General features: G+C 68.6%; 14 protein-coding genes and 2 rRNA genes (1 of these 16 only partly in view). 13 read left to right on the forward strand and 3 right to left on the reverse strand.

The genetic code is table 11. The features are described 5' to 3' along the window. The 9 genes from NFR49_RS00010 to NFR49_RS00050 form a co-directional block, all read left to right on the forward strand. Window positions 1–2,079: ribosomal RNA gene (locus NFR49_RS00010) — 23S ribosomal RNA — on the forward strand (it extends 901 nt beyond the left edge of the window). Between the two features lie 97 nt (window positions 2,080–2,176). Beyond that, window positions 2,177–2,292, forward strand: a 5S ribosomal RNA gene (gene rrf, locus NFR49_RS00015). A gap of 361 nt (window positions 2,293–2,653) precedes the next feature. Then, on the forward strand, window positions 2,654–3,562 hold the full coding sequence (gene rbsK, locus NFR49_RS00020) for a ribokinase (protein ID WP_275557121.1): 909 nt from the start codon (window positions 2,654–2,656) through the stop codon (window positions 3,560–3,562). 63 nt (window positions 3,563–3,625) lie between these two features. Beyond that, complete coding sequence (locus NFR49_RS00025) at window positions 3,626–4,582, forward strand: nucleoside hydrolase (protein WP_251157674.1); 957 nt, start codon at window positions 3,626–3,628, stop codon at window positions 4,580–4,582. Between the two features lie 32 nt (window positions 4,583–4,614). After that, window positions 4,615–5,295, forward strand: a complete 681-nt coding sequence (gene deoC, locus NFR49_RS00030) for a deoxyribose-phosphate aldolase (protein WP_251157675.1) — start codon at window positions 4,615–4,617, stop codon at window positions 5,293–5,295. A gap of 114 nt (window positions 5,296–5,409) precedes the next feature. Then, window positions 5,410–6,609 carry a phosphopentomutase gene (locus NFR49_RS00035; RefSeq protein ID WP_251157676.1) on the forward strand — a complete coding sequence of 400 codons (1,200 nt, stop codon included), beginning with the start codon at window positions 5,410–5,412 and terminating at the stop codon, window positions 6,607–6,609. Window positions 6,610–6,651: 42 nt separating this feature from the next. After that, on the forward strand, window positions 6,652–7,365 hold the full coding sequence (gene deoD / locus NFR49_RS00040) for a purine-nucleoside phosphorylase (RefSeq protein WP_204407173.1): 714 nt from the start codon (window positions 6,652–6,654) through the stop codon (window positions 7,363–7,365). A gap of 11 nt (window positions 7,366–7,376) precedes the next feature. Continuing rightward, complete coding sequence (locus NFR49_RS00045; protein ID WP_251157677.1) at window positions 7,377–8,675, forward strand: pyrimidine-nucleoside phosphorylase; 1,299 nt, start codon at window positions 7,377–7,379, stop codon at window positions 8,673–8,675. A 58-nt stretch (window positions 8,676–8,733) separates the two neighbouring features. Further along, a complete protein-coding gene (locus tag NFR49_RS00050) occupies window positions 8,734–10,065 on the forward strand; it encodes a NupC/NupG family nucleoside CNT transporter (RefSeq protein ID WP_251157678.1) in 1,332 nt (443 codons plus the stop codon). Between the two features lie 173 nt (window positions 10,066–10,238). Here the strand turns inward: NFR49_RS00050 and NFR49_RS00055 are convergent, their stop codons facing one another. Next, window positions 10,239–11,213 (reverse strand): nucleoside hydrolase, encoded by a 975-nt coding sequence (locus NFR49_RS00055; protein WP_251157679.1) that lies wholly within the window; start codon window positions 11,211–11,213, stop codon window positions 10,239–10,241. Window positions 11,214–11,417: 204 nt separating this feature from the next. Here NFR49_RS00055 and NFR49_RS00060 point away from each other — a divergent pair, with 204 nt between their 5' ends. The 3 genes from NFR49_RS00060 to NFR49_RS00070 all read left to right on the forward strand — a co-directional run bounded on the left by NFR49_RS00060 (window position 11,418) and on the right by NFR49_RS00070 (window position 13,810). Then, window positions 11,418–12,218 (forward strand): SDR family NAD(P)-dependent oxidoreductase, encoded by an 801-nt coding sequence (locus NFR49_RS00060; protein WP_251157680.1) that lies wholly within the window; start codon window positions 11,418–11,420, stop codon window positions 12,216–12,218. A gap of 758 nt (window positions 12,219–12,976) precedes the next feature. After that, window positions 12,977–13,282, forward strand: a complete 306-nt coding sequence (locus tag NFR49_RS00065; RefSeq protein WP_251157681.1) for a hypothetical protein — start codon at window positions 12,977–12,979, stop codon at window positions 13,280–13,282. Between the two features lie 45 nt (window positions 13,283–13,327). Continuing rightward, entirely contained in the window at window positions 13,328–13,810 is a 483-nt protein-coding gene (locus NFR49_RS00070; RefSeq protein ID WP_251157682.1) for a hypothetical protein, read from the forward strand. Between the two features lie 85 nt (window positions 13,811–13,895). Here the strand turns inward: NFR49_RS00070 and NFR49_RS00075 are convergent, their stop codons facing one another. Further along, the gene (locus NFR49_RS00075) at window positions 13,896–14,255 is read right to left on the reverse strand and encodes a P-II family nitrogen regulator (protein WP_251157683.1); all 360 of its coding nucleotides are present in this window, start codon (window positions 14,253–14,255) and stop codon (window positions 13,896–13,898) included. A gap of 33 nt (window positions 14,256–14,288) precedes the next feature. After that, window positions 14,289–15,554, reverse strand: a complete 1,266-nt coding sequence (locus NFR49_RS00080; RefSeq protein ID WP_251157684.1) for an ammonium transporter — start codon at window positions 15,552–15,554, stop codon at window positions 14,289–14,291. A gap of 462 nt (window positions 15,555–16,016) precedes the next feature. Between NFR49_RS00080 and NFR49_RS00085 the strand changes: the two genes are divergently transcribed. Next, window positions 16,017–16,478: a flavodoxin domain-containing protein gene (locus NFR49_RS00085; RefSeq protein ID WP_135977770.1), complete on the forward strand. Its 462-nt coding sequence runs from the start codon at window positions 16,017–16,019 to the stop codon at window positions 16,476–16,478. Window positions 16,479–16,612 lie beyond the last annotated feature (134 nt).

Below are 16,612 nucleotides of genomic sequence, written 5' to 3' on the forward strand. Positions count from 1 at the left end.
CCCCGAAATAGCTTTAGGGCTAGCCTCGGCCGTTTACCGTCGCAGGTAGAGCACCGGATGGGCGCGGGGGCCTCACCGCCTACCAACCCCAACCGAACTCCGAATGGCGACGGTCGAGAGGCCGGGAGTCAGAACGCGTGGGCTAAGCCGCGCGTTCGAGAGGGAAACAGCCCAGACCGCCCGCCAAGGCCCCCAAGTCCGTGCCGAGTGGCAAAGGATGTGCGTCTGCCCAGACAACCAGGATGTTGGCTTAGAAGCAGCCATCCATTCAAAGAGTGCGTAACAGCTCACTGGTCGAGTGGACATGCGCCGACAATACACGGGGCTAAGCACGGCGCCGAAGCGGCGGACCGGACCCAGTCCGGTGGTAGGGGAGCTTTCCGCGCAGCGGCGAAGCCGGCGGGCGACCGACCGGTGGAGCGCGCGGAAGTGAGAATGCTGGCATGAGTAACGAGAGCGGCGTGGGAAACGCCGCCGCCGTGAACCCAAGGTTTCCTGGGCGAGGCTAATCCTCCCAGGGTCAGTCGGGGGCTAAGGCGAGGCCGGAAGGCGTAGCCGATGCACAGCAGGCAGACATTCCTGCACCCCCCGAGGGGCGCTATCAGCGACGGGGTGACGGAGAGGGGTGGCTCGACGGGGTTCTGGACGTCCCCGCGAAGCCGCGTAGCCCGGGGCGCTGTGAAACGCGCGCCCCACACGAGGGTGAGGCGGCCGACGAAGCGATTGAGCGAAGCGAGTGAGCCCGTGCTTCCTAGAAAAACCTCTAGCGAGCCCCTGGGGGCCCGTACCGCAAACCGACACAGGTGGGTGGGTAGAACATACCAAGGCGATCGGGAGAACCATGGTCAAGGAACTCGGCAAAATGGCCCCGTAACTTCGGGAGAAGGGGCGCTCCCCCAGGTGAAGGACCTCGCGTCCGGAGCCCCGGGGAGCCGCAGTGGAGAGGCCCAAACGACTGTTTACCAAAAACACAGGACTCTGCTGAAGTCGTAAGACGACGTATAGGGTCTGACGCCTGCCCGGTGCCGGAAGGTCACGGGGAGCCGTCAGCGCCTCCGGGCGCGAAGCGGCGAACCCAAGCCCCGGTAAACGGCGGCCGTAACTATAACGGTCCTAAGGTAGCGAAATTCCTTGTCGGGTAAGTTCCGACCTGCACGAAAGGCGCAACGATTTGGGCGCTGTCTCGACCATGGACCCGGTGAAATTGCACTAGTCGTGAAGATGCGACTTACCCGCGGAAGGACGGAAAGACCCCGTGAACCTTTACTGCAGCTAGGCATTGGCTGCCGGTCCGACGTGTAGAGGATAGGTGGGAGACCGAGAACCGCAGGCGCCAGCCTGCGGGGAGTCGCCCTTGGAATACCACCCTCGTCGCTCTGGCATCCTAACCCGGGACCGTGAACCGGCCCGGGGACCGTGCCTGGTGGGTAGTTTGACTGGGGCGGTCGCCTCCTAAAGAGTAACGGAGGCGCGCAAAGGTCTGCTCGGGACGGTCGGCAACCGTCCTCTTGAGTGCAAGAGCATAAGCAGGCTCGACTGCGAGGCCCACAGGCCGAGCAGGTGGGAAACCAGGCTCTAGTGATCCGGCGGCCCGGCGTGGAACGGCCGTCGCTCAACGGATAAAAGGTACTCCGGGGATAACAGGCTGATCTTCCCCAAGAGTCCACATCGACGGGAAGGTTTGGCACCTCGATGTCGGCTCATCGCATCCTGGGGCTGGAGCAGGTCCCAAGGGTATGGCTGTTCGCCATTCAAAGCGGTACGCGAGCTGGGTTCAGAACGTCGTGAGACAGTTCGGTCCCTATCCTCCGTGGGCGTAGGAGAATTGAAGGAGGCTGCCCCCAGTACGAGAGGACCGGGGTGGACGGACCTCCGGTGAACGGGTTGTCGACCAACGGCACGGCCCGGTAGCTGAGTCCGGTTCGGATAACCGCTGAAAGCATCTAAGCGGGAAGCCGGTCCTGAGATGAGTTCTCCCTTCGGTAAGGCCCCTCGAAGACCACGAGGTCGATAGGCCGCAGGTGCAAGGCGCGCGAGCGCCTCAGCCGAGCGGTACTAATAGGCCGAGCTCTTGCCTCCCATTCTTAACCTGGGACGGTGCGAGACACATGAGCTTCGCGTCGCTGTGCGGCCCTGAGGGGGCGGGGGAGACCCGCCCTCCCCGCGCCCGTCGCCGGTCGGCGGCCATGGCAGGGGGGGAACACCCGGTCCCATGCCGAACCCGGAAGTTAAGCCCCCGAGCGCCGATGGTACTGCCGGTCCAGCCGGTGGGAGAGCAGGACGCCGCCGACCAGCGACGGGCGCGGGACAGCGCGAGCACCGAGGGGCCCTCCGGGGCCCCTTTCGCTTTTCGGGGGCGCCGGCGAGATCAGGGGTTCCACCACCGCCCCGAGGTCTACCTCCCTTCAGTTTTTGCGGGCCGTCCTTTGGATGGCCCTTTCTTTTTGTCTCTGTGCTTTTAGCTGGTAAGCGCTGTTATCGTGCGCTCAGATAACTGTCCGTATATCTAAAGTACGGCACTACCGTTCGCGGACCCCATCGGGCGTTCGTCCGATTGTCCTCATAATTAGGCCCTAATCTGTGCAGAATCTAGTTGTTGCGGGCGCCCGTCGCCCTTAGGTGGCTTTTCCCTCGAGAACAAAAGGTGGTTGCCGTGCCCAAGGCCCTGGTATTCGGAAGCATGAACATGGATCTCTCCATCTGCTGCGCGCGTATCCCCGCCGCGGGGGAGACCATCGACGGCGACTCCTTCATCACCAACCCCGGTGGCAAGGGTGCCAACCAGGCGGTCGCCGCGTCGCGCATGGGCGCCCCGGTGACGATGGTCGCGGCCGTGGGGGACGACACCTTCGGCTCCGTGCTCCTCGGGTGCCTCGACGGCGCCGGCATCGACGTGTCGGCCGTGAGGACCGTCACCGAGGTCCCCACGGGTACCGCCACGATCATCCGCGTCGACGGCGACAACCGCATCATCCTCGACCACGGCGCCAACTACTGCCTCTCCTCCGCCGATGTCTGCGACGCCGTCGACCGCTTCGGCGAGCCGGGGGACGTCTTCCTCACGCAGTTCGAGTGCGAGCCCGACGCCACGACCGCCGCGTTGGCCCACGCCCACGACCGGGGCCTCTTCACCATGGTGAACCCCGCCCCGGCAAGGGCCATCCCCGACGGCTTCTGGCGCTCCGTCGACTACCTCTGCATGAACGAGACCGAGTGCGAGTCCATCACCGGCGACTTCCCGTTCGGCCCGGAGGACGCCTCCATGGCGGCGCGGAAGATCGCCGGGAAGGGCGTCTCCCAGGTGGTCATCACCCTGGGTTCCAAGGGGTCCTACGGCTACGACCGCGGCGAGGAGTGCTTCGTCCCCGCGCAGCGCGTCGATGCGGTGGACACCACCGCCGCCGGCGACACCTTCATCGGCGCCATGGTCTCCGGGCACCTCATGGGCATGGGGTTCAGGGAGTCCATGGAGCTCGCGACCCGCGCGAGCGCCCTCACGGTGCAGCGCGTGGGCGCCCAGCAGTCCATCCCCTCCCTTGCCGAGGTCAACGCCTCGTTCTAGGTAGTTCACAGGACGTCTCCGGCGCCCCCTCGGCGGGGTTCCGGGCCGTATGAGGAGGTTCGCATGAAGAAACTCGTCCTCGACCTCGATGTGGGAATCGACGACACCCTCGCCGTGGCCTACGCCCTCGCGAGCCCGGAGGTGGAGCTCGTGGGCATCACCACCACCTATGGCAACGTGACCACGGAGCAGAGCACCGCCAACGCCCTCGCGGTGTGCGCGCTCTTCGGCGCCCCCGACGTCCCGGTGTATCCCGGGCTTCCCTGCGCCAGCTTCGCCGAGGACTTCACGGTGCAGCCCGTCTCCGCCTTCATCCACGGTAAGAACGGCGTCGGCGAGGTGGAGGTTCCCGCCAGCGACCGGGCGCCCCAGGGGCAGGGGGCCGTGGACTTCATCGTCGAGGCCGTGCACCGGTGGGGCAAGGACCTGATCTACGTCCCCACCGGCCCCCTGACCAACCTCGACGCGGCCATCGCCCAGGACCCGTCCATCGTGGACGAGGTGGGGACCGTGGTCCTCATGGGCGGCGCCCTCACCGTGCCGGGCAACGTGACCCCGTGGTCCGAGGCCAACATCAGCCAGGACCCCGACGCCGCGGACCGCGTCTTCCGCTCGGGCATCCCCGCGACCATGATCGGCCTCGACGTGACCCTCCAGACGCTCCTCACCTACCGTGAGACGGCCCTCTGGCGCGAGACGGGCACCGAGGCCGGCAAGCGTCTGGCCGACATCACCGACTACTACATCAAGGCCTACGAGACCACCGCTCCGCACCTGCATGGATGCGGTCTCCACGACCCCCTGGCCTGCGCCGTCGCCGTGGACCCGAGCCTCGTGGAGTGCCTCCCCATCAACATGATGGTCGACGTCGAGGGCCCCACCCGCGGGCGCACCATCGGCAACCCCGAGCTGCTCAACGACCCGAACAAGACCATGGAGGTGGCCGTGCGCGTGGACGTGCCCCGCTTCCTCGACGAGTTCATGGGCCGCATCACCCGCCTCGTCTCCTCCTGCCAGTAACCGCCGTCCGTCTCGTAAGGAGCACACCGCCCATGGAACCCACCAAATCGGAGCTCGCCTCCTACCTCGACCACACCCTCCTCAAGCAGGACGCCACGGTGGAGGCCGTCGACCGCGTCGTCGGGGAGGCCCGCGAGATCGGCGCTGCCTCGGTCTGCGTCAACCCCTACTGGGTCTCCCGCGTGAGCGAGGGGCTCGCCGGCTCCGGTGTGAGAACCTGCACGGTCGTCGGGTTCCCCCTGGGCGCCACCACCACCGCGTCCAAGGTCGCCGAGACCGCCGAGGCCCTGGCGAACGGGGCCGACGAGGTCGACATGGTCATCAACGTCGGGGAGCTCAAGGCGGGCAACGACGCGGCCGTCCAGGCCGACATAGAGGCCGTGGCCGGGACCGTCCACGAGGCCGGCAAGCTGCTCAAGGTGATCCTCGAGACCTGCCTGCTCACGGACGACGAGATCCGCCGCGCGAGCGAGCTCGCGGCCGCGGCCGGGACCGACTTCGTGAAGACCTCCACGGGATTCTCCACCGGCGGGGCCAAGGCCCACGACGTGGCGATCATGCGCGAGGCCGTGGGCCCGGACCTCGGCGTCAAGGCGTCCGGCGGCATCCACAGCTACGAGGAGGCCGTGGAGATGCTCGAGGCCGGTGCCGACCGCCTGGGCGTCTCGGCCTCGCTCGCGATCCTCGCCGGCGCCCCGGACGACGTGGCCTAAGAGGCGCCCGTCCCATCACCGCACAACCGAGAGGGGTCCTTCGGGACCGTTCGAGCCCCCTTATGCAGGGAGGGTCGGGGCCCCTCTGTCCCAATGCAACGAACGGAGGAAGACATGGACCCTCGTTACCGGCGCATCTTCGTCATCGTGCTCGACGCCATGGGGGTGGGGGAGGCCCCCGACTCGGCGGCCTTCGACAACGCCGGGGCCGACACCCTCGGGTCGATAGCCCGCACCTACGACGGCTCGCTCGCGGTGCCCAACCTCGAGTCGCTGGGCCTCGGGAACATCCGCGCCGACGACCCCCTCCCCGGGGTGCCCCCCGCCGGGCACCCGCGGGGCTGCTACGGCAGGATGACCGTCACGTCCAACGGCAACGACTCCATCGACGGCCACTGGGAGATGATGGGCCTGCCCGTGCGATTCGACATGGGGCACTACCCCGACGGGTTCCCCCAGTGGCTCGTGGACGACCTCGAGGGGTTCTCGGGCAGGAGGATGCTCGTCAACCGCGCCTACTCCGGCACGGAGGTCATCCGCGACCACGGCGAGCAGGCCGTCGGGGAGGGCGCCGTCATCCTCTACACCTCCGGGGACTCCGTGCTCCAGCTGGCCGCCCACACGGGCGTCGTGCCGCTCGGCGAGCTCTACCGCCTGTGCGAGCACGCCCGCGGGCTCGTGAACGGCCCCGAGGTGGTCATGGGGCGCGTCATCGCCCGCCCGTTCGTGGGCGAGGACGCCGGCTCCTTCTCGCGCACGTCGGAGCGCCACGACTACGGGCTGGCCCCCACCGGTCCCACCGACATGGACCGGCTCGTGGAGGCGGGCTACGACGTCCTCGCCATCGGCAAGATCGGCGACCTCTTCTCCGGCCAGGGCATCACCCGCAGCTGGCACAACGAGTCGAACATGGACGGCATGGACCACGTCGACGAGGCCGTCGCCACGGACTTTTGCGGCCTGTGCTTCGTGAACCTCGTGGACTTCGACACCGTCTACGGGCACCGCCGCGACCCCGTGGGGGAGGGGCGGGCCCTCATGGACTTCGACGCCCGCCTCGGCCGCGTCATGGCCGCCATGGGTCCGGACGACCTGCTCATGATCTGCGCCGACCACGGCAACGACCCCTGCTACAAGGGCACCGACCACACGCGCGAGCTCGTGCCGCTCCTGGCCTTCTCGTCCTCCATGGCCCATCCCGGCCAGGACCTGGGCACGCGGCCCACGGCCGCCGACCTCGGGGCCACGGTGCTCGACAACTTCGGCGTCGAGGGGACGGGCGAGGGCACGAGCTTCCTCGCCCTCGTCTCCTGACCGGCGCCGGACCCACAAGCCGCAACGTCGAAAGGAACCACGATGGCAACCCCGCACAACACGGCCGAGCGCGGCGACTACGCCCCCGTCTGCCTGCTCCCCGGCGACCCCCTCCGGGCCCGCTACATCGCCGAGAACTACCTCGACGGCGCCCGCCAGGTCAACGCGGTCCGCAACTGCCTCGGCTACACGGGCACCTACAAGGGCGTCCCCGTCTCGGTCCAGGCCTCCGGCATGGGTATCCCCAGCCTCTCCATCTACGTGAACGAGCTCGTCCGCTTCTACGGCGTCAAGCGCATCATCCGGCCCGGGTCCGCGGGCGGCGTGGGCCGCGACGTCCACATCCGCGACATCGTCCTCGCCCAGGGCTCCTCCACCGACAGCAACGTCGCCGCCGGCGCCCTCGGGCCCCAGATCCACTACGCGCCCCTCGCCGACTTCGGCCTGCTCGACCGCGCCTACCACATCGCCTGCGACCGGGGGCTCCCGGTCAAGGTGGGCGACGTCTTCGCCGCCGACCGCTTCTACAACGACGACATCGACAACGGCCTGCTCGCCGACTACGGCGTCCTGGCCGTGGAGATGGAGTCGGCCGGCCTCTACCTCCTCGGGGCCAGGCTCGGCTTCGAGGCCCTGTCCATCCTCTCGGTCTCCGACATGATCGTCGGCGAGGGCGAGGCGCTCACCGCCGAGGAGCGCGCCTCCTCCCTCGACGACATGATCGCCCTGTCGCTCGAGACCGCGATCGCGGAGTAGGGGAGGCAACCATGAGGATGGTCGACGTCATCGACGCCAAGCGCAACGGCGGCGAGCTCACCGAGGAGCAGATCCGCTTCTTCGTGGACGGCTACACCGCCGGGGACATCCCCGACTACCAGGCCAGCGCCCTGCTCATGGCCATCTGGTTCAACGGCATGGCGCCCGAGGAGACCCGCCTGCTCACCCAGGCCATGCTCGAGTCGGGCGACTGCCTGGACCTCTCCGACATCCCGGGCGTCAAGGTCGACAAGCACTCCACCGGCGGCGTGGGCGACAAGGTCTCTATCCCCCTCGCGCCGCTCGTGGCCTCGCTCGGCATCCCCGTGCCCATGATCTCGGGCCGCGGCCTCGGCCACACCGGGGGCACCCTCGACAAGCTCGAGGCCATCCCCGGCTACACCGTGGAGCTCGACGAGGGCCGCTTCAAGGAGCAGCTCCGCGAGGTGGGGTGCGTCATCGCCGGCGCCACGGGCAACATCGCCCCGGCCGACAGGCGCATCTACGCCCTACGCGACGTCACGGACACCGTGGACTCCATCCCGCTGATCGCCGGCTCCATCATGTCCAAGAAGATCGCCTCGGGCACCGACGCCCTCGTCATGGACGTCAAGACCGGCGCCGGCGCCTTCATGCGCGAGGAGGAGGACGCCGTCGCGCTGGCCCGGGCCCTCGTGGACATCGCCCACGGGTCGGGCATGGAGGCAGTGGCGGTCATCTCCGACATGAACCAGCCCCTCGGCCGGAAGATCGGCAACGCCCTCGAGATCGAGGAGTCCGTCGAGCTGCTCCGGGGCGAGGGCCCGGCAGACCTGCTGGAGCTGGTGCTCGCCATCGGCTCCCAGATGGTGGTCATGGCCGGCATGGCCGACACCCCCGAGGAGGCCCGCCCGCTCCTGGAGGCCAGGATCGCCGACGGCTCGGCCCTCGAGCGGTTCCGCGCCATGGTGGAGGCCCAGGGCGGCGACGGCTCGGTGGTCGACGACTTCACGGTCATGCCGCAAGCGGCATATCAGTTCGACCTCCCCGCCCCGAGGTCCGGCGTCGTGGCCTCCATGGCCGCCGACGAGCTCGGCATCGCCTCCATGATGCTCGGCGGCGGCCGCGCCACCAAGGACGACGAGCTCGACTACGCCGTGGGCCTCGTGCTCAACAAGAAGGTGGGCGACCCCGTCGAGGAGGGCGAGAGCCTGCTCACCATCCACAGCAACCGCGAGGATGTGGCCGACGTCGTCGACCTCGTGCTCGACAACATCCGCATCGCCGACGCGGCCGAGCCCGTCGAGCTCGTGCACCGGATGGTCCTGTAATCCTCCCGGTGCCCCGCGGCTGGGGCGCCGGGGCCCGGAAAGGGAGAGGAAACGCGCCATGGAACTGATCGTCAACATCCTGGGGGTCCTGGCCTTCATAGCCTTGGGCTGGGCCTTCTCGGCAGACCGCAAGAACATCGACTGGGTGTCGGTGGGGCTGATGTGCGCCATCAACCTCTTCCTCGCCTGGTTCCTGACGAGCTTCGAGGTGGGCCGCGCCATCGTCTCCGGCGCCGCCGCGGGCTTCGCCGAGCTCGTCACGCTGTCCTACCGGGGCATCAACTTCGCCTTCGCCAACTGGGTCGGCCCCGACGGCCTCGACCCCGCGCCCGTCAACTTCGTCACGAGCGCCCTCCTGCCCATCCTGATGATTGTGCCGCTGTTCGACACCCTCACCTACATCGGCTTCCTTCCCTGGGTCATCAAGTGGGTGGGCCGCGGCCTGTCCTTCATCACCCGCCGGCCCAAGTTCGAGACCTTCTACGCCGTCGAGATGATGTTCCTCGGCAACACCGAGGCCCTGGCCGTCTCCAAGGTCCAGCTGCAGCACATGAGGGCCGGCCGCAACGTCACCCTGGCCATGATGTCGATGTCGTGCGTCACCGCCGCCATCATCGGCTCGTACATCCAGATGGTGCCGGCGGAGTTCGTCATCACCGCCATCCCCCTCAACTGCATCAACGCCCTGATCTTCTCCCACATGCTCTACCCGGTGGAGGTCACCCCCGAGGAGGACAAGATCTACGGCCTCGCCGACACCCCCGACGAGACCCCGGTCGAGGACTCCACCGACGCCGAGAAGATCGAGCTCGCCAAGGCCGTCGAGGCCTACGAGGCCCTGCCCCCCGTCAAGCGGTTCTTCACCCACGACCCGGCCAAGCCCGAGAAGGAGCCCTACTTCTCGTTCCTCGGCGACTCCATCCTCACCGGCGGCCAGCTGATCCTCATCATCACCGCCAACGTCGTCGCCTTCGTGGCCCTCGCCGCCGTCATCAACGCGCTGCTCGGCCTCATCAACCCCAACCTGTCCCTCGAGTCCATCCTCGGCGTTTTCATGTTCATCCCCGCCTGGCTCATGGGCCTCGACCCCGGCACCGCCTGGGACTTCGCCCAGCTCATGGGCCTCAAGCTCGTGACCAACGAGTTCGTGGTCATGGGTGAGGTCACCGGCTCCGTGGCCTCCTTCGCGCCCCACTACCAGGCCGTCCTGACCACCTTCATCACCTCGTTCGCCAACTTCTCCACCCTCGGCATGGTCATCGGCTGCTTCAAGGGCATGGTGAGCAAGGAGAAGAACGACGCCATCTCCCACCAGGTGGGCCGCCTCCTGCTCTCCGGCATCCTCGTGTCGCTGCTCTCCGCGGCGCTCGTGGGCCTGTTCGTCTGGTAGGCACCGCGTCACACGCCCTCTCCCGGGGCCCGGCCGCACGGGTTGCGGCCGGGTCCTTCCTGTGCCTCGGCACCGTCGCGAGGCGGTGCCGAGGCGGCCCACGGGAACGGGCCCTGCGGGGGTCGGTCTCCCGCAGGGCCCGTGGGGTCCTCCCGTGTGTCGTCCCGCCCCGGTCAGGACCGCGGCGCCTCGGAGCACACGCGCTCGATGTCGGCCATGAGCTGCTGCGAGAGGCGCGCCCCGTCCACCGTGAGCGCCACCTTGACCGGGCGGACCGGGTTGCGGATCTGCGCCTGGTCGCCGATGGTGCGCCCGCGGAGCTCCCCCTCGAGGTCCACCTTCATGACGCTCGGGAGGTAACCGCAAAGCCCGGGGTCGGCCGCCACGGCCACCGAGAGAGGGTCGTGCAGGGCGCAGCCGCCCAGGGTGGGGGCGAGCCAGTCGTTGTGGGCGTCCACATAGAACCCCACGATATCGGCCATCGTCTCGCCGGCCGGCCCCGCCTCCCGCCAGCGGTCCACCATCTCCTTGGTGAGCACCTCCTTCATCGTCACGTCGAGCCCCACCAGCGTGATGGGGATGCCGGAGGTGAGGACGGCGGAGGCCGCCTCGGGGTCGTTGAAGACGTTGGCCTCGGCGCACGGGGAGACGTTGCCCTCGGTGGCCACGGCCCCGCCCATGACGGTGACGGACCCGGCGAGCCCGAGCGCCCCCGGGTCACGCTCGAGGGCGAGGGCGAGGTTGGTGAGTGGGCCCGTGGCCACGATGTCCAGGTCGCCGCCGTACTCGTGGCAGAGCCGCAGGATGGCGTCGACGGCCCCCTCCTCCTCCGCGGGACGCGGGGAGTCGGGGAGCTCCACGTTGCCCACGCCGTTGTCGCCGTGGATGTCCATGATGCTGCGCGGCGGGAGGAAGTCTCCGTCGCCGTCCCACACGAGCGGGTGGCGCGCGCCGGCCCACACCGGGACGTCGTCGCGGCCGAGGAGGTGCAGCACGGCGAGGGCGTTTCGCACGCCCTGGTCCACCGAGACGTTGCCGAACACCCCCGTGACGCCCACGAGGTCGAAGGCGGGGTTGGCGAGCGCCTCGCAGATCGCCATGGAGTCGTCGATGCCGGTGTCGAGGTCGAGCAGAACCTTGCGTGCCATGGGATGCCTCCTTGGGGCCGGGACGGGCCCGGTACAGGGCCCTGGAGCACATTTTGGTACGAAAGTTGTTTCAGAAGAACTTTATATACGCCTGCGGTCGCCTGCGGGGAGCGAGCGGTTCCCGCAGGCGGGCCCGGCGGAGTTCGCCCATAATGGTCAGCGACCGTTCAGGGAAGGTATGGGAGAGAGGAGAGGGAGACAGCTATGGGACAGTTCGACAACAAGACCGTCATCATCACCGGCGGCGGCTTCACCGCGCTCAAGGACGGCTCGGCGGGCTCCATCGGCTACGGCATCGCCACCGCCTTCGCCAAGGAGGGCGCCAACATCGTGGTCACCGGCCGCAACACGGCCAAGCTCGAGGAGGCCAAGGCGCGCCTGGAGGCCGACTACGGCGTCAGGTGCCTGTGGGTGCAGGCCGACGTCGCCGCGGGGCAGGACAACAAGGCCACGGTCCAGAAGGTGGTCGATGCGACGGTGGCCGAGTTCGGCTCCATCGACGTGCTCGTGAACAACGCCCAGGCCTCCGCCTCCGGCGTCACCGTGGCGGACCACACCACCGACCAGTTCGACCTCGCCGTCTACTCCGGCCTCTACGCCACCTTCTACTACATGCAGGCGTGCTACCCCTACCTCAAGGAGTCCAAGGGCTCCGTGGTCAACTTCGCCTCCGGCGCCGGGCTCTTCGGCAACTACGGCCAGGTGGCTTACGCCGCCGCCAAGGAGGGCATCCGTGGCATGAGTCGTGTGGCGGCCACCGAGTGGGGCCCCGACGGCATCAACGTCAACGTGGTGTGCCCGCTGGCCTGGACCAAGGCCCTCGAGGACTTCCAGACCGCCTACCCGGATGCCTTCGAGGCCAACGTCCACATGCCCCCCATGGGCCACTACGGCGACGTGGAGACCGAGATCGGCCGTGTGGTGGTGCAGATCGCCGGCCCCGACTTCAAGTTCATGACCGGCGAGACCCTCGTGCTCGAGGGTGGCATGGGCCAGCGCCCGTAAACCGGCGCCCGTAAACCGGTGCCGTAGGCGCGCCCGCATCGTACGGCGGCCCAGGGGCCCGTCCCGGTATTGGGGCGGGCCCCTTTGCCGTGCCCGGGGGCACCTGGGACGGAAGGTGCGCGGCCCCGGGGCCCCGTCCCGTGCACGGTCGCGGCAGCCCTCGCCGCGGGCGCCCGCGGGGACCCGGCGGCGGCGCATCCCGCAGGCCGTTCGCGCTCCGAGGGCCGTGCCCTCCGCACAGGGTCGGAATACGCTGAAACTATGTTCAAACTGAGTGAATCGATATGTTGAAACAGCTGTAGTGGGAATAATTATTACCCTCTAACACGAAAATTTACTTAAGCTAAATAGAAGCAAAGAATTTCTCTAGTTGGAAGAGTGCTATAAAACTCAAGGTAGATATTCTAAAAGGTAGTAGATTATACCGACGTCCATAAATATGAGAGAATTTAAGTGTATAGGATATTGACTTGTCCGGGGGGGGGGGGGCATAATCATTGGTGCTATAGAAATCATCTTCCCGGTCCCATGGAGTCTGGTGGGAGGGGTCGATGTACCGTCACATGCAAAGAGAGGGAAGCTCCTATGGCCCACTGCAGTCGCCTTGCTGCCACGGTCGGCTATCGGGGCTATTTTTTTAGACTTTCGACCTTTGAAGGCAGAGGGCCCCGTTGGGAAACCTGCTGCCCTTTCCGTTCCCTCCCTCAAGATCATGCAGTCTGCGCCTCCCTTTCCGGCTGCCCGGTGGGGAGGTCGCTGTGAGCGCCCCGGAGAGGCGGCTGCCCGCGTCCCCGCCGTTCGCCACGTCCGGCGGGTCCGGGCGCGTGCCGCCGCGGTCGAGGGACGTCGACGCGGTGTTGGACAGCATCTCGCGGCGCATCGGCTCCCTGAGGTTCCGCCGGTCCCCCTGGGGCGCCGACGAGAGCGACGTCATGGCCAAGATCCACGGCCTCGACGCCATGTACCGGAGCCTGCTCCGCGAGCAGGACGACAGGTACCAGGCCCTCCTGGAGGACCGCGACCGGCAGTTGCGCCTGCTCCAGCGAAGACTCGATAGAAACTAGCGGCTCGTCCGGGCGCACGGCGCCCGCCGGCAGAGGAGGTTCGGCATGTACACAGAGCGCGATTGGGAGCGGCTGTTCGAGCAGCTGCTCGACTCGGGTATGCCGGTCTCCTCGTTCTGCGAGCTCCCCGGCACCCCGTCGCGGAAGACCATGTGGCGCGCCCTGGCCGCCCACCCGGACGTCCTCGAGGCGTACCGCGAGCTCTTCCCCGGCGCCATGCGCCGCCGGGCGTCCCGCCTCGGCGGCCCCGACGAGACGGGCCCCGTGAAGGTGCACGACATCCCCGGGGCGGCCGCGCGGCGGGTCGGGGAGCGCCGGGCCGCCGAGCTCGAGGAGGCCCTGGCGCGCGCCGAGGCCGCCGAGGCCCGGAGCCGGGAGCTGGCCGAGGAGCTCGAGCGCATGCGCGCGGGGGTCGTCGAAGACGAGTCCGACCCCATCGTCGTCAAGGTCGTCTGGGTGAGCGACCCGGCCGGCAGGCCGGGCCCCCGGCGCCGGGCCTCGTCCCAGGAGCCGCCGTTCGAGGCGTGACGCCCCATAGGCACGGCATCGTCCAGGGCGCCCACCGAGTCTCCCGGTGGGCGCCCTCGCGTACGGCCGCGGGCCGGTGCGGCCGTCAGCCCGCGGCCCCGGCGCCGCCGAGCGCGTCCCCGCCGGTGTCGCCGGTGCGGATGCGCAGGGCCTGGGAGACGGGGCTCACGAACACCTTGCCGTCGCCCACCTCGCCCGTGCGGGCCGCGTCGCAGACGGCGTCCACGTAGCCGGGCACCTCGTCGTCCTCGCAGACGACGATGACCACCACCTTGGGCTGGGTCTGCACGAGCACCTCGGTGCCGCGCACGTACTCGGTGAACCCGTGCTGCGAGCCCATGCCCTGGGCCTGGACGAAGGTCATGCCGCCCGCGCCGGCCGCCGCCAGGGCGTCGCGCACCGGGGCCACGGCCTCGGGCCTGATGAACGCCTCGATCCTCTGCATGTCGTGCTCCTCTCGTCGGGGGTGTCGTCGCCGTCAGTGCAGGTCCATGCCGGAGTAGGCGGGGTAGGCCGGCTCGGTGTGCTCGGCCAGGTCGAGACCCATCTCCTCGGACGCGTGGTCCACGTGCAGGGGGCCGCCGAGTCGGGTCATGACGCGGGTGACGACGAAGGTGAGGCCGCCGGCCCAGGCGATGACGAACAGGACCGAGAGCAGCTGGCGCACCACCTGCAGGGGGTCGCCGAAGAGCAGGCCGGCGAAGGGGCCGTAGGCGGGGTTGGCGAACACTCCGGTGAGGACGGTGCCCACCATGCCCCCGACGCCGTGGACGCCGAAGGCGTCGAGGGCGTCGTCGTACCCGAACCGCGGCTTGAGGCGGCTGACGGCGAGGAAGCAGACGACGGAGACGACGACGCCCATGAGGGCGGCCGCCCAGACGTCGACGTAGCCGGCGCCGGGGGTGACGGCCACGAGGCCCGCCACGGCGCCCGAGCACGCGCCGAAGAGCGTGGCCCTGCCGCCCGTCAGCCTCTCGCAGGCCATCCAGGCGAGCATGGCGGCGCCGGCGGCGGTGTTGGTGGTGGCGAAGGCCAGGCCGGCCTGCCCGTTGGCGGCCCCGGCGGAGCCGGCGTTGAAGCCGAACCAGCCGAGCCAGAGGAACAGGGTGCCCAGCAGGATGAACGGGATGTTGTGGGGCTGGTACGAGAGCCTGCCGTTGCCGAAGCGCGCACCCACGGCGAGGGCCAGCACCAGGGCGCTCACGCCCGAGCTGATGTGCACGACGTCGCCGCCGGCGAAGTCGTGGGCCCCCAGGGCGTCGGCGATCCAGCCGCCGCCCCAGACCATGTGGGCGAGGGGGCAGTACACCACGAGCACCCAGACGCCCACGAAGACGAGGAAGCGCGAGAACCGCACGCGCTCCACGACGGCGCCGACGATGATGGCCACGGTGATGAGGGCGAACATGCCCTGGTAGAGTGCCCAGACGAGCTCGGGGACCGTGCCCCAGGCGTCCTCGGGCGAGACGCCGGCGAGGAACACGTGCTCGAGGCCGCCCAGGAGCGGGTTGGCCGCGGCGCCCGTCTCGGTCGCGGCCGCGAAGCCGTCGCCGAACACCAGGGTGTACCCGAGGACCACCCAGATGACGGAGACGAGCCCGGCTACGGACGTGCAGAGGAGCATCGTGTCCCCGGCGTTCTTCCGTCTGACCATGCCCCCGTAGAAGAACGCGATGCCCAGGGTCATGATGAAGACGAGAAAGGCGCTCACCAGGATGAAGGCGGTGTCGCCGGTGTCTATCATGGTGCCTCCCTTGTGTCGTGGCGGGCCCCCGCGGCCCGTCCCCTGACCCGGACTCTCTCCCCGGACCGTTGCCGGGGGGTTTCGGAAACGCAACGGGTCCCCAGACGCTTACGGGCGCGCCATCCCATGGAAACCGCGCGGCAACCACCGGTGCCGTGAGCACGATGTTTCAGTGGGCTTTGGAGTAATGGTCATTCTCCTGAGGTTTTCCTGTGGGAAACCGGAATATCAGTTCCAGAATTTACATAAAGAAACATAAAGGCACTTCTTCTGTAAGATAGTTTTTTGCTTTGGAAAGAGGAATATCAAGGGACTGTGTGCTCCACGCTTGTCAATGTTTGACCGCGACGGGTTTTGGTGCATACTCCTCCAGTCCCGTCTGCGGCCGGAGGCCCGGCGGGAGATACAGAAGGCCGCCCGCGGCACGCGCCGCCGGCGGACCCCCTGGGAAAGGATGCCTCAATGAGTTCCGTTGCTGTCGTCTACTGGAATGCCAAGTCCAACACCGAGAAGATGGCCCGCCTGATCGCCCGCGGCGCCGCGAACGCCGGCGCCTCCGTGAGCGTCTTCTCCTCCGAGGAGTTCAAGCCCTCCATGGCCGCCAAGTACGGCGCCATCGCCCTCGGCTGCCCGGCCCTCGACGTCGACACGCTCAAGGAGTCCGACTTCGAGGTCCTCACCAAGGGCATCGACGGCGAGGTCGACGGCCGCGCCGTGGCTGTCTTCGGCTCCTACGACTGGGGCGTGGGCGAGTGGCTCGACCAGTGGGAGGCCCACCTCGGCCGCTGCGGCGCCAAGGTCGTGGGCAACCTCAAGGTCGCCGGCGCCCCCGAGGGCGTCCAGGACGAGCGCTGCCAGGCCCTCGGCGCCCAGCTCGCCCATCTCGCCGCCGCCGAGGACCCCGAGCTCTCCCGCGCCGTCTGACGGCCGCGCCATCCGAGGAGCCGTCCCAGGGAGGGGGCGCGGGCGCCGCACGGGCCCGCGCCCCCTTCCCGCAAGGTGCCCATTCGATGGCGCGGCGGACCCGTTGCAATGCGCCCGTCCTTTCGGGTACTAGG

The sequence above is a fragment of the Caniella muris genome, from assembly GCF_943193035.1.
Lineage (GTDB): Bacteria > Actinomycetota > Coriobacteriia > Coriobacteriales > Atopobiaceae > Granulimonas > Granulimonas faecalis.